This is a genomic window from Gallaecimonas zhanjiangensis (genome assembly GCF_057624825.1).
In genome coordinates this window covers 4,174,080-4,195,612 of the sequence record NZ_CM172603.1, presented here as the reverse complement: position 1 = coordinate 4,195,612, position 21,533 = coordinate 4,174,080, and the positions used below count along the sequence as shown (strand labels likewise).

Genomic DNA, 21,533 nt, shown 5'->3' with positions numbered 1-21,533 from the left:
AAAACGTTAATTCCGTCACATTTTAAACCTTGGCGATGCTTTCGCCAATGACCGATTTCCGGATCATCAGTGTGGGTATGGGTATACTGCTGACATTATTAGAAAAAAGGACTATTTAGAATGCGCAAATGGACATTTATATGGCTGTTTTCGCTACTGAGCCCCCTGGCATTGGCCCAGGCCAGCTTGGACCGCGCCCTGGTGTGCCGCGATGTGGTCCAGCGTGAGCCGGTAGGGGTATTTGACGGCCAGCAACTGCCTGGCGGTGTCGACCAACTGGTGCTTTTTACCGAAGTCAGTGGCGCGGCCGGAGAAAAGATCCACCACCGCTGGTATCTTAACGGCCAATTGCAATCCGACGTGGCGTTGCCGGTCGGGGCAAATCACTGGCGCACCTGGTCGCAAAAGCACGTCCAGCCCGGCCAATGGCGGCTGGAAGTCCTTTCCGAAGACGGCCAACTGCTCTATGAGCGTGATCTGACCCTGGGCAACGTCGAAAGCCCGTCCTCCTAGTGGTAGGATGAGTTCAGTTCAATCCAAGGTTACCAAGATGTCCAACGCCGTTCGTATCGCTACCCGACAAAGCCCCCTGGCCCTGTGGCAGGCCGAGTTCGTTAAAGCCGCTCTGGAGCAGGCCCACCCCGGCCTGGTGGTAGAGCTGGTACCCATGGTGACCAAGGGCGACAAAATCCTCGACACCCCGCTGGCCAAGGTTGGCGGCAAGGGTCTGTTCGTCAAAGAGCTGGAAGTGGCCATGCTTGAAGGCCGCGCCGATATCGCCGTGCACTCCATGAAGGATGTGCCGGTGGATTTCCCCGACGGCCTGGGGCTGGTGACCATCTGCGAGCGCGAAGATCCCCTGGACGCCTTTGTCTCCAACCAGTTTGACAGCCTCGACGCCCTGCCTGCCGGCGCCGTGGTGGGCACCTCCAGCCTGCGCCGCCAGTGCCAGCTGCGCGCCCGCCGCCCAGATCTTGTCATCAAAGACCTGCGCGGTAACGTTAACACCCGCCTGGCTAAGCTCGATGACGGCCAGTACGACGCCATCATCCTCGCCTGCGCCGGCCTTAAACGCCTGGGCATGGGCCATCGCATAAAAAGTGCCCTGAGCGCCGAGCAGAGCCTGCCGGCGGTAGGCCAAGGGGCTGTGGGTATCGAAGCGCGCCTCGACGACGCCCGTATCATCGCGCTGCTAAAACCCTTGGGCCACGAAGCCACCCGCATCCGGGTGGCCGCCGAGCGGGCCATGAATACCCGCCTCGAAGGGGGCTGCCAGGTGCCCATCGGCAGCTATGCCATCCTTGAAGGCGAGCAGCTTTGGCTGCGCGGCCTGGTGGGCCGCCCCGACGGCAGTGCTATGGTTGAAGGCGAGGTAAGAGGCCTGGCCAAAGACGCCGAGCAGCTTGGCCAACAGCTTGGCCAGCAACTGCTGGACGATGGCGCCAAGGCGATACTTGAAGCGGTGTACGGACGAACCCTATGACAGTGCTGATCATCAGGCCACAGCCCCAGGCAGACCGCCTGGGCGCCGAACTCGACAAACACCGGATCTCGCATCTGGTGGCGCCGCTGCTGATGATCACTCCCCTGCCCGCCCCTGCCGAGTTGCCTGCTCTTCTGGCCGTTGCTAACTGGGTGCTGGTGGTCTCGGCCCATGCTGCGGCCGCGCTACCGGCGCCGCTGCCCAAAGGCCCCCGTTATGCCGCTGTGGGCGAAGCTACCGCCCAGGCGCTGAAAAACGCTGGCGCCGAAGCGGTGCTGGTGGCCGACCCGCCCGATTCCGAAGGGCTGCTGGCCCAGCCGGCCCTGGCCAAGGTCCAGGACGAACAAATTTTGATTGCCAAGGGCGAAGGGGGCCGCGACCTCCTTGCCACCACTTTGCGTGAGCGCGGCGCCGTGGTTGAAGAGCTGGCGTTGTATCGCCGTGAGCCGGTGTCGCTCCCGCCCCAGGTGCTGCTGGACTGGCAGGACAAAGGCGTAGACAAGGTGCTGGTAACCTCCAACAGCCTGCTCGATGCCTTGCTGGATACCGCCGCGCCCCATCTGCTGCCCTGGCTGCACGGCCTGACCTTGCTGGTGCCCTCGAAAAGGGTCAAGGACTATGCCGCAGCCAAAGGCTTTACCAAATTGGTGCAACTTAAAGACGCCTCTGACCAGGCCGTTGTCGATTATCTCAAGGAAAGTGCCTCTCCCATGACGGATACCCCGACTTCTGCGGCGCCCAAAGCGGCGGCCGACCCTAAATCTTCGCCCAAGGCCGCGCCGGCCAAAGCCGCCGTCGCCAAGCCCAAATCGGCTAAGGGGCCGTTGGCCCTGGCGCTGCTGGCCGTGCTGCTGGGTGCTGGCGCCTTGGGTGTGTCTGGCTGGCAGTATTATCAGCAGCAACAGGCTCTCGCCAACCGGGCGCCGACGGTAAGCCCGGCCCAGCTGAGCGCCGCCGAGCAAAGCCTGAGCGGCAAGCTTGCCGGGCTTGAGCAGCGCCAGCAACAACTGGCTGGCCAACAGCAAAACCGCCTCGACGGCTTTCAGGGCCAGTTGGATAAGCTTTGGAAACAACAACAAAAAACCATCAGCTGGCCGCGGGAAGAAGCCGCCATGCTGGTGCGTATGGCCAACCGCCGCCTCTATCTGGCCCAAGACCTGACCGTGGCCAAGGCGCTGCTGAAAGATGCTGACGCCAGCCTCAAGCAGCTGCCTGAAAGCACCGATGTGCTGGCCTGGCGGCAGGCTATCGCCGCCGATATCGCCAACCTCGATGCCCAGCCCAAGATTGACCGCACCGCCATCGCCATGCGCTTGGAGGCACTGGCTCGCCAGGTGCCCAAGCTGCCCATGAACACCGTGCAGCTGCCGGCAGCCGATGGCCAGCAGCAAGATCTCACCCTCACCGAGGACGAAGGGGACTGGCGCGACAACCTGGAAAAATCCCTGGAGCGCTTTGCCGACAAGTTCATCACCATTCGCCGCCGCGAAGATGGTGTCAAACCGCTGCTTAGCCCCAGCCACGAGGCCTACCTGCGGGAAGACTTCAAGCTGGCCCTGAGCGAGGCCAAGCTCGCCATGTTTGCCGGCGATGCCAGCCGCTACCAGGCCAGCCTGCGCCAGCTGCTGGATTGGCAAAAAGCCTATGGCGACAGCAACAACGAGAGCTGGAAGGCCTTTGCCGGCGAATTGACGGCACTGCTGGACACCCCGGTCAGCCTCAGCCTGCCTGGCCAGCTTGACTCGCTGCGCATGGCGGAGGCCGCGCAATGATAAGGCTGCTGATCCTCCTTGCAATCCTCATTGCCGGGCTTATCGCTGGCCCTCTGCTAATGAACAAGACCGGCTATGTGCTGATCGCCCTGGGCGATTACACCATCGAAACCACAGGGGTGGTGCTGGCCACCTTGATTTTGGTGCTGATGGGGCTGATCTGGTGCCTGGACTGGCTGGTGCGGCGCATTGCCCGCTCCTTTGGCTCTTCCAAAAGCTGGTTTAGCGACCGCTCAGGGCGCCGCGCCCAGAAGAAAGCCTCCAAGGCCTGGGAGCAGTTGTGGCAGGGCCATTACGGCCAGGCCGGCGCTGCCCTGGCGGCGGCCGTGCCCCATGCACCGTTGCCGGATTTCCCGCGCCTGGCAGCCGCCTACGCCGAGCACCGCGCCGGCGACAAAGACGAGCGGGACCGCCAGCTAAAAGCCCTGGACCAGCCCCTGGCAGGGCCTGCCATGCTGCTGCATTTAGGGGATGTCGAGGCGGCCCGCAAAGCCTTTGACGAACTGCCCACCGAGCTCAAAGACGCCAAGAGCGGCAATGCCCTGGCGGCACGCCTGGCTCTTGCCGAAGGAGACATGGCTGGCCTGTGGGCCAATATTGACGCCCTGTCCGATAGCGACCGCGACAAATACTACCAGCAGGCCTTCCAGGCCCGGTTGCGGGTCGCCAGCCAAGAAGGCAGCGCCAGCTTGTCTCGCCTTGAGCAGGTGCTGGATAAACACAGCCGCCAGCGCCCCGAAGTGCTGGCCTCCTTGGCCCTGGCCCATGGCGCCTTGGGTGAAAAGGCCAAGGGCCTGGATCTGGTGATGCCCGGCATCAAGAAAGATCCACAGCCCCAGCTGCTGGCCACCCTGCCGGTGCTCACCGACCACGAATCGGCGGCCAGCACCCAGCGCCAGCTGCTCAAATGGCACCATGGCCGTGACCGTGACCCGGCGCTGCTGGCCTGCCTTGGCGGCCTTAGCCAGGTGCAGGGCGACCTGCGTGAAGCGCGCCGTTACCTCGAAGCGGCCCTGCAACTCAAAGACGAAGGGGCCTGGCGCCAGCGCTTGGCCGAGGTGTTAACCAAACAAGGTGATTTCCAAGGTGCGGTGGAACAGTATCGCCGCCTGGTGTAGGCGGGCGGGCTGCCTGGCCGCTGCGCTGCTGGCGGCCGCGTCCTTGCCGCTACAGGCGGAGGAGCCGCTGTTGTCTTCCCGCTTTATGGACATCGCCTACCCCAGCCGCGACGCCTTTGTGAAAGACTTGCTGCGCCAGCGGCGCCCGGCGGATCTGGACGCCCCCGGCGCCCGCTACCGCGCTCCGGTGGTGTCGCAGGTGTTGTGGCAAAGCAAGGAGGCGGTGGTGCTGACCCAGCAGGCACTGCTGAGCGGCCAGCCCTATCACCTGGTGGTATTTATTGTCGGCGCCGACAACAAGCCTCTGTATCGTGGCCGGCGCTACCATATCGAGTGCCGCCTGGCCGGCCGCTACACTCGCCAGCAAGCCATCGACAGCTGCCGCACCCAGCAGCAGGGCAACTGATTCAGGTTGCATTGAAGCCCATCCGTTAGGCTCATCCCGCCTCTTTTTGCCGACGGTACTAACAATGAAAACTTGGTTGCTGAGCCTGCTGCTGTTACTGGCGGCCTGCCAACCCGACAACGGCCCGTGGTTACACGGCCAATTGCACCTGCCCATGGACGCGAAAATCCCGGCCGATGCCGCCCTGGTGGTGAGCCTGGACACCTTCGAGAGCCCGGACGCCCCCATTCACACCATCGTCAAAGCCCGCCTGGACACCCGTACCTGGCCCCATCCCTATCGGCTGGCCCTGCCCAAGGGCCTGGGCGAGGACCATACCCAATACGTGGTCAAGGCACAGATCACCAACAAGGCCGGGCAGCTTTTATACGTTACCCAGGTGCGCAGCAGTGTCGATCTTCGCCGCCTGGACGAGCCGGTGGACGTGCTGCTGGTGCCGGTTGCCGGCCAGCGGGAAGCACAGGGCCTTTGACAGGCTAAAGCGACCATACGACGTTTCGCTACTTGAGCTTGGGCGCCAAAGCGGTTTTGATATGATCCCAATCATTTTCACGTAGTACCGCTTATGACCACCCGCCTCCAGGGCCTGGCGCTTTACTGGGACACCCTGCTGTTTACCGCCAACATGGTCGCCCCCATCTTCCTGTTGGTGCTGCTGGGGGCCCTGCTCAAGCGCTGGCGGCTGCTGGACGATGCCTTTGTACAGACCGGTTCGCGGCTGGTGTTCCTGGTGTGTCTGCCGGTGCTGGTATTTTTGTCTATCAGCCAAACCCATATCCGCCAGGTGCTGGATCTGCGGCTGATGGGGCTGACAGCAGCGGCGGTGCTGCTCACGTTCCTCGGCTGCGCCTTCTGGGCCCGGCTCAAGGGTCTGGCGGGGGGCGACCGAGGCGCCTTTGTGCAGGGGGCCTTTCGGTCTAACTTCGGCATCATTGGCCTGGCCATGGCGGTCAGCCTTTTTGGTGACAGCGGCCTGGCCCGGGCCTCGGTGCTGCTGGCCCTGGGCATTCCCATGTTCAACGTGCTGTCCATTGTGGCGCTGTCCAGCGGCACCGAGCAGAACTGGGCCGCCACCCTCAAGAATGTCTGCAAGAACCCGCTGATCATCGCGGTGGTGGTGGCGCTGCCCTTTTCCATTTTGGAAGTGCCGATGCCGTCTATCGTCACCGATGCCGCGGGCTCCCTGGGTAAAATGACCCTGCCGCTGGCGCTGCTGACCATAGGTGCCACCTTGAACCTCAGGGATATGCGTTCGGACTCCAAACTGGCCATTCAGGCCAGTTTGGTCAAGCTGCTGTGGATGCCGGGGATCTTCAGTTTTATTGCCTGGCTGATGGGCTTTGACGGCAAAGACGTGGCGCTGCTGTTTGTGATGCTGGGTTCCCCCACCGCCGCCGCAGCCTTTGTAATGGCAAGAGCCATGGGCTCCAATGCCCAGCTCACCGCCAATATCATCCTCGCCTCAACCCTCGGCTCGGTGCTGAGCCTGTCTGGGGGCATTTACGTGATGCGCCTGGTGGGGCTTATCTAAGCTCAAGCCGCCGCGATGTGCCGGTTGCGACCGGCCATCAACCCAAAACCGGTGGCAAACAGGGCGATTACAGCCAGCAGCGGCGCTACCGCCGTCCAACTGCCAAAGGCTTCCTGCCAGGCGCCAACCGCCAGCGGCCCCAAAGCGGCCAGGGCATACCCCAGGCCCTGGGCCATGCCGGACAGCCTGGCTGCCACCTGGGCATCAGCGCTTCTTAGCACAATCAGCGCCAGGGCCAGCCCAAAACTGGCCCCTTGGCCTATCCCCAGCACCACCCCTGCCGGCCACAGCCATTGGGGACCGGCCAGCAATACCAGCATCAGCCCGGCCAGGGTCATCAGCATGGCCACCAGTACCGGCAAGCGTTGGTCACGGCCAAGATGGCTGATGGACGGCGCCAGCAGCGCCGCCGGGGCCTGCACCAGGATAGATACCGAGGTCAGCCAACCGGCGGCTTCCGGGCTCAGGCCGCGGCTTGCCAGCATGCTGGGCAGCCAGGCAAAGACGGTGTAGGCCAGGGAGGATTGCAACCCCATAAAGAGGGTGACCTGCCAAGCCAGCGGCGCGTGCCAGAGCGGTTTGGGCCTGTCGCTGCTAGAAGCCAGGCGCTGGTCGCCATAACGCCACAGCAGCAGTGCCACCAGGGCCGGCAGGGCCCAGAACGCCAGCGCCAGGGGCGCCGACCCAAACTGGTGGGCAAGCGGCACCGTGGTACCGGCCGCGAGGGCCGCGCCCAGGCACAGGGCCATGGTGTAGCAACCGGTCATCAGGCCAGCGCGGCCGGGGTAGTCGCGTTTAACGATGCCGGGCAGCAATACCCCGGCTACGCCAATGCCGCCACCGGCCAGCACCATGCCGGCAAAGAGTGCTGGCGCCGAGCCCAGGCCGCGCAGCAAGGCGCCCATCAGCACTGCCAGCAGCGCCAGGCGGATAGCCCAGCCCAGGCCAAGGCGGCGGGCCAGCAGTGGTGCTAAAGGGGCAAAAAGCCCCAGGCAGGCCACCGGCAAGGTGCTTAACCAGCCGGCAGCGGTGGCGGAAAGGCCAAGTTGTGGCAGAACGGTACCGAGGCTCGACAACACTGGCCGCAGGTTCAGGGCGACCAGCAGCAACGCCAACAGCTTAAATAAAGGCGAAGGCGTCACCGAAGAGGTTGTCACTCACAGCTCCGTGGGCAAGGAAGAGATCCCGGGCGACAGCAGCCATTTCAAAGCGGCCAGCAATGTAGATGTCAAAACCGGACAGATCCGGGTTCAGCTCTTTTACCTTGTCCAGCACCAGCCCTTCTAGGCCGTCAAAGTCGGCCGGCTTGTGCTCCACCACCGGCCGGTAGGCGAGGTTGGGGTGTTTGGCGGCCAGGGCCAGCATTTCCTGATGCAGGTACAGGGCTGACGGGTCTTTGCCGCCCCAGAACACCTGGATGGCGCGGTCGGGGTTGAGCTTGAGGGCGCGGCGCAATATGGCCCGTACGTAGGAAAAACCGGTGCCGCCAGCGATGAGGATCAGCGGCCGCTGCGACTCTTCCCTAAGGTGCGCGTGGCCGGCAGCCACTTCCAGCTCCACTTCATCGTGGCTCTTGAAGTATTCCACCACCTGCATCGCCCAGGAGTCTGGGCCAAAGGCGCCTAGGTGCAGTTCCAGCACTTCTTCGCCAGCCATGGAGGCGATGGAGAAGGGGCGCTTGTCTTCTTCGCTCAGCACCACCTTGAGGTACTGCCCCGCCTCGAAATGCAGCCCTTTCGGGGCCTCGAGGCGAATGTGGTAGACGGTGTCGCTAAAGGGGCGCACGTCCAGCACCCGGCATTTGATTCTTTGCATAACGGCTCTTCAGTTGTCGAGGATGCCAAGCTCATCCCAGATGGCGTCGATACGGGCGACCACTTCCGGGTCTTTGACAATGGGTTTACCCCAGTCGCGGTGCACTTCACCCGGCCACTTGTTGGTGGCATCCAATCCCATTTTCGACCCAAGGCCCGCCTCTGGCGAGGCGAAATCGAGGAAGTCGATGGGGGTGTTTTCGATAAACACGGTATCGCGTTTGGGGTCCATACGGGTGGTAATGGCCCAAATCACGTCTTGCCAGTCCCGGGCGTTGATGTCGTCGTCACAGACGATCACGAATTTGGTGTACATGAACTGGCGCAGGAAGGACCACACTCCCAGCATCACCCGCTTGGCGTGGCCGGGGTAACGCTTCTTCATGGTCACCACCGCCATGCGGTAGCTGCAGCCTTCTGGCGGCAGGTAGAAGTCGACAATTTCCGGGAACTGCTTTTGCAGTATCGGCACGAACACTTCGTTGAGCGCCACCCCCAGCACCGCCGGCTCATCGGGCGGGCGGCCGGTGTAGGTGCTGTGATAAATCGCATCTTTGCGGCGGGTAATGTGGGTGACGGTGAAGACAGCGTGGCGTTCCTGCTCGTTGTAGTAGCCGGTGTGGTCGCCAAAGGGCCCTTCCATGTGGGTCTCGTCCGGGTCGATATAACCTTCCAGGACAATCTCGGCGCTGGCCGGAATTTCCAGGTCGCAGCTAAGGGCTTGTACTACTTCGGTTTTGTTGCCACGAAGCAGGCCGGCAAAGGCGTATTCGGAAAGGCTGTCCGGCACCGGGGTCACGGCGCCGAGAATGGTGGCCGGGTCGGCGCCAAAGGCCACCACCACCGGGAATTTCTCGCCGGGGTGGGCTTCTTTCCATTCGGCAAAGTCCAGGGCGCCGCCACGGTGTGACAGCCAGCGCATGATCACCTTGTTCTTACTGAGCTTCTGCTGGCGATAGATACCGAGGTTCTGGCGGGGCTTATAAGGGCCGCGAGTGACGGTCAGGCCCCAGGTCATCAGTGGCGCCGCATCCTCTGGCCAGCATTTTTGGATGGGAATGGCGTCGAGATCCACCGCGTCCCCCTCCAATACCACATCCTGGCAGGGGGCGGATTTGAGCTTTTTCACCGGCATGTTCAGCACCTGCTTGAACACCGGCAGCTTGTCCCACAGTTCCTTAAAGCCCTTGGGCGGCTCGGGCTCTTTGAGGTAAGCCAGCAGTTTGCCCACTTCCCGAAGGGCGCTGACATCTTCCTGGCCCATGCCCAGCGCCACCCGCTTGGGGGTGCCAAAGAGGTTGGCCAGCACCGGCATGTCATAGCCGGTTGGGTTTTCAAACAGCAGTGCCGGGCCACCGGCGCGCAGGGTGCGGTCGGCGATCTCGGTCATTTCCAGATCGGGGCTGATGGGGTGTTTGATGCGCTTGAGCTCGCCCATTTTCTCGAGCTGCTCGATAAAGTCGCGAAGATCCCGGTATTTCATTGGCACGGCTGGGCTGATGGAAGTGGCGCCATTATGCCGCGCCTGGGGCCTTAAAACAAAACCCCCGCCGAGTGGCGGGGGCTTTTGGACTTAGCTCTTGGTGCGTTTCATCGCCTCGAAGAACTCGTCGTTGGTTTTGGTCATCGACAGCTTGTCGATAAGGAACTCCATGGCGGCAATTTCGTCCATGGGATGGAGGATCTTGCGCAAAATCCACATCTTCTGCAGCTCGTCATCACGGCACAGCAGCTCTTCGCGGCGGGTACCTGAACGGTTGAAGTCGATGGCAGGGAACACCCGTTTCTCGGCAATTTTGCGCGACAGGTGCAGTTCCATGTTACCGGTACCCTTGAACTCTTCGTAGATAACCTCGTCCATTTTGGAGCCGGTATCAATCAGAGCGGTGGCGATGATGGTCAGGCTGCCGCCTTCCTCAACATTACGGGCCGCACCGAAGAAGCGCTTGGGTTTGTGCAGGGCGTTGGCGTCCACACCACCGGTCAGTACCTTGCCGGAGCTGGGTACCACGGTGTTGTAGGCACGGGCCAAACGGGTGATGGAGTCGAGCAGGATCACCACGTCTTTTTTGTGTTCAACCAGACGCTTGGCCTTCTCGATGACCATTTCGGCAACCTGCACGTGGCGGCTGGCCGGTTCGTCAAAGGTAGAGGCAACCACTTCGCCTTTAACCAGGCGCTGCATCTCGGTGACTTCCTCGGGGCGCTCGTCGATGAGCAGCACGATGAGGGTGGCTTCCGGATGGTTGTAGGTGATGCTCTGGGCAATGTTCTGCAACAGGATGGTTTTACCGGCCTTGGGCGGCGCGACGATAAGGCCGCGCTGGCCTTTACCGATGGGCGAGGCCAAGTCCAGTACCCGGGCGGTAATGTCTTCGGTAGAACCGTTACCGCGCTCCATGCGCATGCGGCTGTTGGCATGCAGGGGCGTGAGGTTTTCGAAGAGGATCTTGTTGCGGGAGTTTTCGGGGCGGTCGAAGTTAACGTCGTTGACTTTCAGAAGGGCGAAATAGCGTTCCCCTTCCTTCGGCGGCCGAATCTTACCGGAAATGGTATCGCCCGTGCGCAAGTTGAAACGGCGGATCTGGCTGGGAGAGACATAAATGTCGTCAGGGCCGGCCAGGTAGGAGGAATCGGCGCTACGCAGGAAACCAAAACCGTCCTGCAGGATCTCCAGAACGCCGTCACCGAAAATGTCTTCGCCGGATTTCGCGTGGGCTTTGAGGATCGCAAAGATAATGTCTTGTTTGCGGGCCCGCGCCATGTTTTCCAGGTTCATCTGGTCGGCCAGGGCAACCAGTTCCGAGACTGGTGTATTCTTTAACTCGGTAAGATTCATAGTGGTGGGTTGTCTAAAACGTTTGGTATCAACGGGAAAATTCCACGCCCCGGCGTGAACACAGGAAGGGCATGAAGGGAAGCAATACGGGGTTAAGTTAGCAGCGAACGTTTGCCGCGTCTAGAAGTAAAGGCGTAAATATAAACAGGGCGCTATTGAGCGCCCTGTTTATTTAAGATCAGATGTTGCTGTCGAGGAACTCTTTGAGTTGAGTCTTGGACAGAGCGCCGACCTTGGTGGCGGCCAGTTGGCCGTTTTTGAAAAGCAGCAGGGTAGGAATACCGCGGATGCCGAATTTCGGCGGGGTATCGCTGTTCTGATCAATATTGATCTTGGCGATGGTCAGGCGACCAGCATATTCTTCTGCTACGTCATCCAAAACCGGGGCGATCATTTTACAAGGACCGCACCACTCAGCCCAGAAGTCGACCAGGACAGGACCCTGAGCCTGCAGAACGTCGGCATCGAAGCTGTCGTCACTTACGTGAACAATTTTATCGCTCATGGCTTTCTCCAATAATGTGCGCGATCCGGGGCAAACAACTTGGCCTCGGCGCTGGACGGACCTATTTCAAAGGAATCTGTTCCTCATTGCAAGCCGAAGCTGATATGCTTGGAACCCTATGACAAAGACGCATTTAACCGAAACCAAGTTCAGTGAACTTGGCCTGGCAGAACCCGTAATTAAGGCCCTTTCAGACAAGGGTTTTCACAATTGTACGCCTATCCAGGCGCTTTCCCTGCCCGTCGCATTGCGGGGAAAAGACGTTGCGGGTCAAGCACAAACCGGCACCGGCAAGACCATTGCCTTCCTCGCCGCCACCTTCCACCATTTGTTAAATAATCCCGCTTCTGCTGATCGAAAAGTGCAGCAACCTCGTGCCATTATCATGGCGCCGACCCGCGAGCTGGCGATTCAGATCCATAAAGATGCCATCGAAATGGCCCGGGAATCGAAATTAACGATGGGGTTAATCTATGGTGGTGAGGGCTACGACAGCCAGCGCAAGCAGCTCGAAGACGGTATCGACATCCTGATCGGTACCACCGGCCGCATCATCGATTACTTCAAACAGGGCGTGTTCGACCTCAAGGCCATCCAAGTGGTGGTGCTTGACGAAGCCGACCGCATGTTTGACCTTGGCTTTATCAAGGACATCCGCTATCTGTTCCGGCGTATGCCCGAGCCGACCCAGCGCCTGAACCTGCTGTTCTCCGCCACCCTCTCCTTTAAGGTGCAGGAACTGGCCTACGAGCACATGGACAACCCCGAGCACGTGGAAGTGGAGCCAGCCCAGAAGACCGGCGCCCGCATCAGCGAAGAGCTGCTGTACCCTTCCAAGGAAGACAAGTACAAGCTGCTGCTCACTTTAATAGAAGAAGACTGGCCCGAGCGCGCCATCGTTTTCGCCAACACCAAGATTGTCTGTGAGCGGGTTTGGGGCCATTTGGCGGCCGACGGCCACCGCGTTGGCCTGCTGACCGGCGATGTGCCGCAGAAAAAGCGGGTCAAAATCCTCGAAGAGTTCACCGAAGGCAAGCTCGATTTCCTGGTAGCCACCGACGTGGCGGCCCGGGGCCTGCACATTCCGGCGGTGACCCACGTTTATAACTTCGATTTGCCTGACGACTGCGAAGACTACGTACACCGCATCGGCCGTACCGGCCGTGCCGGCGCCTCCGGCCACGCCGTGAGCCTGGCCTGCGAGGAGTACGTCTTTAACCTGCCGGCCATCGAAGAGTACATCGGCCATGAGATCCCGGTGACCCAGTACCGCTCCGACGCGCTACTGACCGATCTCAACCCGCCGCTTCGCCTGCATCGCGCTGGCCGCGACCGGCCTGGAAACCGCAGTGGCGGTGGTAATGGCCGAGGACGTGGCCGCAGCAATGGTCCTCGCCGAAGCAGCAACGCTTCCCACTGAGGCCAAGGTGCGCGAAACCAGCCCGCTGTATGCGGCCATCGATCTCGGCTCAAACAGCTTCCACATGCTGGTGGTGCGCGCCATACATGGCCAGGTGCAAACCCTGGCCAAGATCAAGCGCAAGGTCCGCCTGGCGGCGGGCCTTGACGATCAATACCAGCTGTCCGTTGACGCCATGGAACGGGGCTGGGACTGCCTGTCTCTGTTCGCCGAACGCCTCGGCGGTATTCCCCCCGACCAAATAAAAGTGGTGGCCACCGCGACCCTGCGGTTTGCCAAGAATGCCGATGTATTCCTGGCCAAGGGCTGGCAGATCCTCGGCTGCCCCATCGATGTGATCAGCGGCGAAGACGAAGCAGCGCTTATCTATCAGGGGGTTGCCCACACCAGCGGCCAAACTGGCCGGCGCCTGGTGGTGGATATTGGCGGCGCCTCCACCGAGCTGGTGATCGGCACCGATTTCACCGCCGAGCGCCTTGAAAGCCTGGAAATGGGCTGCGTCACCTTTCAGCAGAAATTTTTCCCGGAAGGGATGCTGGGCCAGGCCCAATTCGATGCCGCCATCCAAGCCGCCAAAGCGCGCTTGGCGCCCTTTAAGGATGATTACATCCAACGTGGCTGGCAGCATTGTGTTGGGGCCTCCGGCTCGGTTCAGGCGGTGCAGGAAGTGCAGATAGCCCGGGGCGAAGACCAAACCGTGACGCTGGCGCGCCTCAAGCAAACCCTGGCCGATACCATCACCTGCGGCCGCCTCGATCAGTTGTCCCTGCCTGGGCTCAGTGACGAGCGCAAGCCGGTGTTTGCCGCCGGCCTTGCCATACTGCTGGCCATCTTCGAGACCCTGGCAGTGAGCGACATGGAGGCCTCCGGCGGCGCCCTGCGCGAAGGGGTGCTTTACGGGCTTATTCCCAATGGCGAGGTGGATGTCAGGGCCCGCACCCTGGCTGCCATCAGCTCCCGTTTTTCCCTGGATGACGCCCATGGCCGCCAAGTGGCAGACCTTGCCATGCAACTGGGTGCCAGCAGCCTGGACGAGCAGAAGATGGCGCTGGTGGTGGCTGCGGCAAGGCTTCATGAGCTGGGCCTGGCCGTGGGTTTCAAGCAGGCCTGCGAGCACAGCCGTTATCTGATTTGCCACCTCGACCTGCCCGGCTTTTGCGAACAGGACCGGGAAACCCTGGCCGCTTGGCTCAGCCAGCAACAAGGCCCTATCGTCGCCGCTTCCTTGCCGCTGATGGTACTGCGCCTGGCAATCCTCCTTTGTGCCCATCGTGGGCCGCTGCCGGACGCCATGGCCCTGGCGGTAAACCAGCATCACCTGCATTTGCTGCTGCCCGATGGCTGGCTGGCCGGCAAACCCCTCCTTAGCCAGCTCCTTGGTGAAGAAGTCTCACACTTTCAAGCGGTTAACTGGACGCTGGATTACGCCTAAGCACACTTTGCTATAACAAAGTCATGACGTTGCCAAGAAAAGGGCTGCACATGAAAAGTGCCAAGGCGTTTGCACAGTGGCTTGCTGGTCGGGTTGGTCACGCTCCACAAGGGGTCTACCTGACTCGAGACGATATCCAGCAGCTCACCGGACGGCAGCGTTTCACCATGGATTACATCACCGACGTGCATTTTGAACTGGCTGCCGCCGGCTGGGGGCTGGTCAGCGATGTGCATCGAGAGAAGTTCTTTATGGTGCGGCTGCCAAGGGAGCATTGGCTGGAATACGGCGACCGCTACAACGGCCAGGCGGCGCAAGCCGAGGCCGACAACGTGCGGCGATTGAAAGGTTAAAGGGGCCGGCATTGCCGGCCCTTTGGCTTAGTCTTCTTCTTCCTGATCCCCTTCCAGGCGCAGTTCCAGCGGCGATGAACCGCTGTTGCTGCTTGGAGTGCCCAACTCGTTTTTGGCCAGTTTGACCTTCAGGCGCAGGTCGTTGACCGAGTCGGCGTTGCGAAGGGCTTGGTCAAGGTCAATCTTACCGGCCATATGCAGGTCGAACAGAGCCTTGTCGAAGGTCTGCATGCCGAGGTTTTCCGATTTCTGCATGATCTCCTTGATGGCGTGCACGTCACCGCGTTTGACCATGTCCTGCACGGTGGAGGTGCCCAGCAGCACCTCGACGGCGGCGCAGCGCTTGCCGTCCACGGTGGGTACCAGCCGTTGGGACACAAAGCAGCGCAGGTTCAAAGACAAATCCAGCAGCAATTGCGGGCGCCGCTCTTCCGGGAAGAAGTTGATGATCCGGTCCAGGGCCTGGTTAGCGTTGTTGGCGTGCAGGGTGGAGATGCAGAGGTGGCCGGTTTCGGCGAAGGCAATGGCGTGTTCCATGGTCTCGCGGTCACGAATCTCGCCGATAAGGATAACGTCCGGCGCCTGGCGCAGGGTGTTGATAAGGGCGCTGTGGAAGCTGCGGGTGTCGGTGCCCACTTCCCGTTGGTTGATGATGCTCTTCTTGTGCTTATGCACAAACTCCACCGGATCTTCGATGGTGATGATGTGGCCACTGGCATTGGTGTTGCGGTAGTCGATAAGGGCCGCCAGGGAGGTGGATTTACCCGAGCCGGTGGCGCCCACAAATAGCACCAAGCCGCGCTTGGCCATGATCACTTCTTTTAGCACCGGGGGCAGGCCCAGTGATTCGATATCGGGAATGTCGTTGCGGATATAACGGGCAACGATGCTGACTTCGTTGCGCTGCTTGAAGATATTGACCCGAAAGCGCCCGACGCCGGGGATAGATCTAGCCAGGTTCATCTCCAGCTCTTTCTTGAATTTCTCCTGCTGCTCCGTGTCCATGATGGCCGTGGCCACCTCTTCGATTTCTCCTGGTTGCAGCGCTTCTTTGGTCAGCATTTTCAGCTGGCCGTGGAACTTGGCGCAGGGAGGCGCCCCGGTGGAGAGGTAAAGGTCGGAGCCTTCGTTACGGGCCAGCACAGTGAGGAACTGATCGATATCTATCATATTGTTTTTACTTTTAAAGTTGTGTTCTGGTGATGGTTTTGAAGGGGTATTGCCAAGCCCCAGGGCAAGCATCCGGGCCAGGCACCTCAAAACGGTCACTAAAAGGTAGCACGGCAATAGGGCATTTACTGCCCCAAGGGTGCAGTGCAAAGCATGGCCTTACTTTATTTACCAAGCGGCAATTTTAGATAAATCATCAAATGCTAATTGGCCAATAAGAGGTCGGATCTGAACGGATGGCAAAGAATCAATAACGAATGGTGTCTGCCTGGTTTTTGGCAAGGCACCTTCAATTGAAAATGTCGCTAAAGAAGATTATTTAGGAGGATTGGCCGTCGGGCAGCTTCCACGGCGGAAAAAGTAATAGCCAAAGTCTCCTTTCATTACCATGCTGTCGGCACCTTGCATGATCAGGTGGTAATTTCCCAACCGGGTATCTTCGACTTGCAGAAAGCTCTGCTGTTGGTTGAAATCACTCAGGATTGTTATTGCACTGTTAGTCACGTTCAGTTGGGTTTCACCAAAGGACCATAAACTGGGTTGGCTTACGTCTTTAGTGCCGGTCATGGAAAGGGACGTCGCAAAGTTACACCATTGGCCAATAATGGGGCGAAATTCCTGGGTTCGTGTAACCTTGGTGCGGGTGCCGGAAGGCAGCTTACTTTTTTGATAAATACGTTGTACGCCCGATGTGCAGGGGGTATCACGATACTCGGTCCGGCCATCGGCCGTCTGGCACTGATACACCCCGGCCTGCACAGAGCCAGTGCAAAAACACAGGGTGACAAAAAGCCAGAGTCGGGGCATGCTGTTTCTCTAAATTAAGCAGTAACATCCCAAAGACTAACATCCGTTTCTTAAATAACAAGAGCTTAATAAATAGGCAAAGGAATAGAGGGGAGTCACTACAATGCTATTTACCAAGTCAAGGGCCAGGGGGGAAACTTGCGCCTCGACCACTGCCAGACAACTTCAAGCACAATAGGTGGTTGATGAACTTTGAATTTTCCGCTTTTGTGAAAGCGAAGCGGCGAACCCTGGGTCTTTCACAGGAAGAATTTGCCCACCACCTGTCCTGCCGCCGCGAAGCCTTTGCCAGGCTGGATGCCGTGACCATCAGTCGCTGGGAGCGGGGGGTAACGACTCCTTCTTTATATCGCCAGGCCCAAATCATCGCCGCAGTGGGGGACGACCCACTGAAGACGCTGTGTGACAGCGATGACCAGGAAGCCAAAGAACTGGCCGACGCCTTCTTGTTGCGCGAGCCCTGGACGCGGCTGCGTGCCTTCTTCTATCGCTATCGTGTGGCCGACCATTTGAAGGTCGGTGTCGACATGAGCGAGGACGATCCCGAAGAGTTCGAACGTTTTCAGTCTTGGATAGGCTCTTGTGACAAGAGTGACATCATGATCCAGGCTTGCCTGCGGCTCAATCGCGAAGGGCAGATCTCGCATCAGCTGATCCGCCACCACGACCTGCTGCTGGCGCATATGGTGATGGTGCCGATTAAGAAATCGGCCCGTGATGCCATTGCCACCAATGCGTCTGATTACTTCAAGAATCTCACCGCCTCGCAGCAACCTGACGCCAATGCGCCCTGCTACCTGCTGGTTACCCATGCCGGCGGCCTGTGTGACAGCCAACTGGAGCGTTGCCTTCGCAAGCTGATGAACTGCATCACCCACAGCAGCCATATCCATGGCGTGATCTGGCGTGGCTCCCGTGGCGATGCCGATGCCCTGTGCAACGTGCTGGGCGTGGAATTTATCGGTCGCAGCGATGAAACCGGCCACTACTACCTGCTTGAGCGTGAGCGCTTGGCCAGCCAGTTAGCCGCCGCCCTGCTGGGCAAGGCCGACGACAATTGATCAAATGCTCGTAAAAAAGCCCCGCATCTGCGGGGCTTTTTCATGGAAGTGTCTCAGGGCTTTTGGTAAAGACCGTAGTCCGGGCCTTTGTAAAGCGGTGCGGGGGTCACACCGGGCTCACAACCGGCTTTTAGCTCCTTGGCCGACACTAGGTACCAAGTGCCGCCGTGGCGCTCGCCAAGGTTGTCCTCTGGCTTCATTTCAAAGCACTGCTCCATGTTCTCCTTTGGCCCCATCACGTAATACTGCGGGCCACGCTCCACCCAATCACGGGCGCTGGCACGCTGTTCGTCCATGGGGCCGTGGAAACCGAACTGGGTGACCGGGCGGTCGGCAAAGAGAGCGAACTGCTCTTTGTAATCCAGTAGCGCCAGTTGGCCGTCGGGGCCGATACGCTTGGCCACTTCCACCATGATGTCCCTGGGGGTGCGGATGCTATCCAGAGCCGGGCCACCAATAAAGCCGTAACCGGCCCAGAACGCCGCCAGGGCCCAACCCCAGCGGTGCATGGGGGATTGGCGGCGGGTCAGCAGCAAGGCCAGGGCCATGGCAATACCGGTGCCGAGCAGGAATACTCTGCCGTGCGTGCCCAGTTGCTCCAGCACCTTGTGGAGGAAGGACGCCACGATGAGGATAAGAGACAACAGCCAGGCAAAGGCCATCCACAACCGCTTTGGCCACACCCGGCTCAGCAGCTGCTCCAGGTAAGGCGCGATGGCCAGAGTCAGCCACGGCACCGCCGGCGTAATATACACCCCGCGTTTACCGGGGCTGATGGAGAAGAACAGTACGGTAGCCAGCACCATCACCAGCGGCAGCAGGATCTCCGGCTTGACCTTGTCGCGCCACCAGGTTTTGACTAGGAACGGCGCCAACACCGACAGCGGCAGCCAGAACACCGGTGCCACCTCCACCACGTAATACCAGAACGGCTTTTTATGGCCCAGGGAATGGACGTAGCGATTGGCGGTCTGGTTAAAGAGGATGTTGTCGCGGTAGGCCACCGCTTCGGGGTTACTGCTATGGGCGGCGTACCACAGCATGGGCAGGCCCCAGGTAGCAATGGCGGCTATCAGCACCAGCGGCCCCAGCCAGGCCTTCTTGGCCATTTTCTGGCGCAAATCGCTGCGCCAAATCAGCGGCAGCAGCAGGAATAGGGCGATAATCCCCACCCCTTTGGTGATCACCCCAAAACCGGCGGCGGCAAAGCCGAGGAAGTACCATCCCCAGGCCGGGCCCAGCAGCAGGTGGCGGGCAATACCGTAACCGCCAAGGGTGACCCAGAATACCAGCAGCATATCTATCTGCGCTGTCCGCGATTGCAGGCTGAACTGGATGGTGAAGGCCAGCAGCCACAGGCACCAGGTGGCGACTCTGGGACCATGGAGGCGTTTGGCCAAGTCCACGGTCAGCCAGGCGGTGCCAATACCGGCCAGGGCCGAGGGCAGCAGAAAGGCAATTTTCATGGGGACTTTCAACCACAGCAGCACGGCGATGGCCCACATGAAGATGGGGGGTTTGTCGGGATAAAGCTCGCCCACCCGGTGCGGGATCAGCCACTGGCCGGTGTTGACCATTTCCTGGGCGATAAGGGCAAAGCGGGGTTCATCGGCAGGCCAGGGCCAGCGCAGGCCGATACCGGCCAACACCACCACCAGCAACAATAGCCATCCGAGGCGATATTCAGTTTCTGGCTTCATGTTTTTTGATCAGCTGCAGGTTGCGAAGATAAATGATGAAGCCAGCGCTCTGGCCGAGGATAAACACCGGGTCTTTGCGGTAAATGGCGTACACCAGCAACAAACTGGAACCACCGATAGACAGGTACCAAAAAGCGGTCGGCACTATGCTCTGCTTGGCTTTTTCACTCACCAGCCATTGCACCAGGAAGCGGGCCGAGAACAGCAGCTGGCCGGCAAATCCCAGCAGCAGCCACCAATCAATGGTCATTGCAGCTCCTCCTGCAGCAAGGGCTTTTTGGCCCGCTTTTGCAGCCAGCGCACCCCGGCCATGTCCACCAAACCAACCCAGAGCCGGTTGTGCAGACCGTATTTGGAAGTGCCAGCCACCCGAGCCCTGTGGTTAACCGGCACGCTCAGCACCTTGGCGCCTGTGCGCACACAAAGAGCGGGCAGGAAGCGATGCATGTGGTCGAAATAAGGCAGGGTCAGGAACAGTTCGCGGTTCAGGAGCTTAAGGCCACAACCGGTATCCACCACACCATCGCTCAATAGGCGGCGGCGCACGCCGTTGGCAACCTTGGACGACATTCTTTTGAGCCAGCTGTCGTTGCGGCGGGTACGGATCCCACAAACGCACACATCACCACCGGCCTGGCGGGCTTGGTTTAGCAAGTTGGGGATATCGGCAGGGTCGTTCTGGCCGTCGCCGTCGATGGTGGCCACAAACCGGCCCTTGGCTTTGCGGCCACCCAGCCAGACAGCGGTGCTTTGGCCGGACGATTGCCCCAGGCGCAGGGCTCGTAGCCAGGGGTAGCTTTCTTTCAGCTCACACAGCAGGTTCCAGCTGTTGTCGGTAGAGCCGTCGTCAATGACCACGACTTCAAATTGCTCGCTTTCGAGGGCTTGGCCAACTTCTTTCAGCAGAATGGGTAGGTTTTCGGCCTCGTTCTTGGCCGGAATAATAACGGAAACTTCCATCGCCCCTCGCAGTATTGAAAATTACTATTTATCAATAGCTTAAATTTGCAGTCTGGCCAGTCAGACTTAACAAAAAATTAAGGGCAAAAAAAAAGCCGGTGATGACCGGCTTTTGACATTTTTGTGAATTTACTGTGCTTCTTTCAGCCATTTCGCCGCTTGTTTGGCGAAGTACGTGAGAATGCCGTCGGCGCCGGCTCGCTTGAAGCAAAGCAGTGATTCCATGATGGTCTCTTTTTCGGCCAGCCAACCGTTCTGCACGGCGGCCATGATCATGGCGTACTCGCCGGACACCTGATAGGCAAAGGTGGGTACCCGGAACTCGTCTTTTACGCGGCGCACCACATCCAGGTAGGGCATGCCGGGTTTGACCATCACCATGTCGGCGCCCTCCATCAAGTCCAGGGCGATTTCATGGAGTGCTTCGTCACTGTTAGCCGGATCCTGCTGATAGGTCTTCTTGTTGCCGCCCTTGATATTGCCGGCAGAGCCGATAGCGTCGCGGAACGGACCATAGTAGGCCGAGGCATACTTGGCGGAATAGGCCATGATGCTGGTGTTCACATGGCCCGCTTCTTCCAGGGCCTGGCGCATGGCGCCGATGCGGCCATCCATCATGTCGGACGGGGAAATGATGTCGGCGCCGGCTTCAACATGGCAAAGCACCTGCTTGATCAGGATGTCGATGGTGATGTCGTTAATCACATAACCATCATCGTCGATGATGCCGTCCTGGCCGTGGGTGGTGTAAGGGTCCAGGGCTACGTCGGTCATCACCCCCATTTGCGGGAAGGCGGCTTTGACGGCGCGAATAGCGCGGGGAATGAGGCCATCCGGGTTATAAGCCTCTTCGGCCAGCAACGACTTGGCCGCCGGGTTGGTGACCGGGAACAGGTCGATAACCGGTACCCCCAGTTCCACCAGCTCGGCCACTTCCTTGAGCAGCTCGTCGATGGTCAGGCGCTCCACGCCGGGCATGGAGGGCACCGCCTCGCGCTTGCCTTCCCCTTCCATAATGAACACCGGCAAAATCAAATCGTCGGTGCGCAGGTGGTTCTCGGCCATCAGCCGGCGGGTGAAGTCGTGTTTGCGCATGCGGCGCAGGCGGGTGTTGGGGTAAGGCGCGCGGTTCATCATTATCGATACTCCTGAATAAGGCACC

General features: G+C 60.1%; 22 protein-coding genes. 11 read left to right on the top strand and 11 right to left on the bottom strand.

Features of this window, described 5'->3' with window-relative positions; all coding sequences use genetic code 11:
• The first annotated feature begins 120 nt into the window (after positions 1–120).
• The 7 genes from AC22G1_RS19820 (at position 121) to AC22G1_RS19790 (ending at position 6,310) form a co-directional block, all read left to right on the top strand.
• On the top strand, positions 121–513 hold the full coding sequence (locus AC22G1_RS19820) for a DUF2914 domain-containing protein (protein WP_487314884.1): 393 nt from the start codon (positions 121–123) through the stop codon (positions 511–513).
• Between the two features lie 37 nt (positions 514–550).
• Complete coding sequence (hemC, locus tag AC22G1_RS19815) at positions 551–1,483, top strand: hydroxymethylbilane synthase (RefSeq protein ID WP_487314883.1); 933 nt, start codon at positions 551–553, stop codon at positions 1,481–1,483.
• Positions 1,480–3,255: a uroporphyrinogen-III C-methyltransferase gene (locus tag AC22G1_RS19810; RefSeq protein ID WP_487314882.1), complete on the top strand. Its 1,776-nt coding sequence runs from the start codon at positions 1,480–1,482 to the stop codon at positions 3,253–3,255. The genes hemC and AC22G1_RS19810 overlap by 4 nt, the downstream gene beginning before the upstream one ends.
• A complete protein-coding gene (locus tag AC22G1_RS19805; protein WP_487314881.1) occupies positions 3,252–4,373 on the top strand; it encodes a heme biosynthesis HemY N-terminal domain-containing protein in 1,122 nt (373 codons plus the stop codon). The genes AC22G1_RS19810 and AC22G1_RS19805 overlap by 4 nt, the downstream gene beginning before the upstream one ends.
• A complete protein-coding gene (locus AC22G1_RS19800; RefSeq protein ID WP_487314880.1) occupies positions 4,342–4,779 on the top strand; it encodes a hypothetical protein in 438 nt (145 codons plus the stop codon). The genes AC22G1_RS19805 and AC22G1_RS19800 overlap by 32 nt, the downstream gene beginning before the upstream one ends.
• 64 nt (positions 4,780–4,843) lie before the next feature.
• Complete coding sequence (locus AC22G1_RS19795) at positions 4,844–5,251, top strand: YbaY family lipoprotein (protein ID WP_487314879.1); 408 nt, start codon at positions 4,844–4,846, stop codon at positions 5,249–5,251.
• A 93-nt stretch (positions 5,252–5,344) separates the two neighbouring features.
• A complete protein-coding gene (locus AC22G1_RS19790) occupies positions 5,345–6,310 on the top strand; it encodes an AEC family transporter (RefSeq protein WP_083445929.1) in 966 nt (321 codons plus the stop codon).
• Positions 6,311–6,312: 2 nt separating this feature from the next.
• Here the strand turns inward: AC22G1_RS19790 and AC22G1_RS19785 are convergent, their stop codons facing one another.
• The 5 genes from AC22G1_RS19785 to trxA all read right to left on the bottom strand — a co-directional run bounded on the left by AC22G1_RS19785 (position 6,313) and on the right by trxA (position 11,468).
• Positions 6,313–7,467: an MFS transporter gene (locus AC22G1_RS19785; RefSeq protein ID WP_487314878.1), complete on the bottom strand. Its 1,155-nt coding sequence runs from the start codon at positions 7,465–7,467 to the stop codon at positions 6,313–6,315.
• Positions 7,430–8,125, bottom strand: a complete 696-nt coding sequence (gene fre / locus AC22G1_RS19780; protein ID WP_487314877.1) for an NAD(P)H-flavin reductase — start codon at positions 8,123–8,125, stop codon at positions 7,430–7,432. Before fre ends, AC22G1_RS19785 begins: the two co-directional genes overlap by 38 nt.
• 9 nt (positions 8,126–8,134) lie before the next feature.
• Positions 8,135–9,607 (bottom strand): 4-hydroxy-3-polyprenylbenzoate decarboxylase, encoded by a 1,473-nt coding sequence (gene ubiD, locus AC22G1_RS19775; protein ID WP_487314876.1) that lies wholly within the window; start codon positions 9,605–9,607, stop codon positions 8,135–8,137.
• A gap of 90 nt (positions 9,608–9,697) precedes the next feature.
• Positions 9,698–10,963: a transcription termination factor Rho gene (gene rho / locus AC22G1_RS19770; protein ID WP_487314875.1), complete on the bottom strand. Its 1,266-nt coding sequence runs from the start codon at positions 10,961–10,963 to the stop codon at positions 9,698–9,700.
• 178 nt (positions 10,964–11,141) lie between these two features.
• Positions 11,142–11,468 (bottom strand): thioredoxin TrxA, encoded by a 327-nt coding sequence (gene trxA / locus AC22G1_RS19765; RefSeq protein ID WP_050659753.1) that lies wholly within the window; start codon positions 11,466–11,468, stop codon positions 11,142–11,144.
• A 118-nt stretch (positions 11,469–11,586) separates the two neighbouring features.
• On the opposite strand from trxA, the gene rhlB reads away from it, so the two are divergent.
• From rhlB to AC22G1_RS19750, 3 genes are read left to right on the top strand one after another with little or no spacing between them, the layout of a single operon-like run.
• Positions 11,587–12,888, top strand: a complete 1,302-nt coding sequence (gene rhlB, locus AC22G1_RS19760; RefSeq protein ID WP_487314874.1) for an ATP-dependent RNA helicase RhlB — start codon at positions 11,587–11,589, stop codon at positions 12,886–12,888.
• 7 nt (positions 12,889–12,895) lie between these two features.
• The gene (locus tag AC22G1_RS19755; RefSeq protein ID WP_487316757.1) at positions 12,896–14,320 is read left to right on the top strand and encodes a Ppx/GppA phosphatase family protein; all 1,425 of its coding nucleotides are present in this window, start codon (positions 12,896–12,898) and stop codon (positions 14,318–14,320) included.
• A gap of 23 nt (positions 14,321–14,343) precedes the next feature.
• Positions 14,344–14,673 carry a hypothetical protein gene (locus AC22G1_RS19750; protein ID WP_487314873.1) on the top strand — a complete coding sequence of 110 codons (330 nt, stop codon included), beginning with the start codon at positions 14,344–14,346 and terminating at the stop codon, positions 14,671–14,673.
• Positions 14,674–14,700: 27 nt separating this feature from the next.
• On the opposite strand, the gene AC22G1_RS19745 is transcribed toward AC22G1_RS19750, so the two are convergent.
• Both AC22G1_RS19745 and AC22G1_RS19740 read right to left on the bottom strand, forming a co-directional pair.
• Positions 14,701–15,843 (bottom strand): PilT/PilU family type 4a pilus ATPase, encoded by a 1,143-nt coding sequence (locus AC22G1_RS19745; protein WP_487314872.1) that lies wholly within the window; start codon positions 15,841–15,843, stop codon positions 14,701–14,703.
• Positions 15,844–16,158: 315 nt separating this feature from the next.
• A complete protein-coding gene (locus AC22G1_RS19740; protein ID WP_487314871.1) occupies positions 16,159–16,650 on the bottom strand; it encodes a DUF4124 domain-containing protein in 492 nt (163 codons plus the stop codon).
• A gap of 185 nt (positions 16,651–16,835) precedes the next feature.
• On the opposite strand from AC22G1_RS19740, the gene AC22G1_RS19735 reads away from it, so the two are divergent.
• Positions 16,836–17,711, top strand: a complete 876-nt coding sequence (locus AC22G1_RS19735; protein ID WP_050659757.1) for a helix-turn-helix transcriptional regulator — start codon at positions 16,836–16,838, stop codon at positions 17,709–17,711.
• 53 nt (positions 17,712–17,764) lie between these two features.
• Here AC22G1_RS19735 and AC22G1_RS19730 read toward each other — a convergent pair whose 3' ends face one another.
• From AC22G1_RS19730 to hemB, 4 genes are all read right to left on the bottom strand, one after another.
• Positions 17,765–19,411, bottom strand: coding sequence for an ArnT family glycosyltransferase (locus AC22G1_RS19730; RefSeq protein WP_487314870.1), 1,647 nt, complete (start codon positions 19,409–19,411; stop codon positions 17,765–17,767).
• On the bottom strand, positions 19,395–19,661 hold the full coding sequence (locus AC22G1_RS19725) for a lipid-A-disaccharide synthase N-terminal domain-containing protein (protein ID WP_050659759.1): 267 nt from the start codon (positions 19,659–19,661) through the stop codon (positions 19,395–19,397). Before AC22G1_RS19725 ends, AC22G1_RS19730 begins: the two co-directional genes overlap by 17 nt.
• Positions 19,658–20,371, bottom strand: coding sequence for a glycosyltransferase family 2 protein (locus AC22G1_RS19720; protein ID WP_487314869.1), 714 nt, complete (start codon positions 20,369–20,371; stop codon positions 19,658–19,660). The genes AC22G1_RS19725 and AC22G1_RS19720 overlap by 4 nt, the downstream gene beginning before the upstream one ends.
• 129 nt (positions 20,372–20,500) lie before the next feature.
• On the bottom strand, positions 20,501–21,508 hold the full coding sequence (hemB, locus tag AC22G1_RS19715) for a porphobilinogen synthase (RefSeq protein ID WP_487314868.1): 1,008 nt from the start codon (positions 21,506–21,508) through the stop codon (positions 20,501–20,503).
• Between the last annotated feature and the right edge of the window lie 25 nt (positions 21,509–21,533).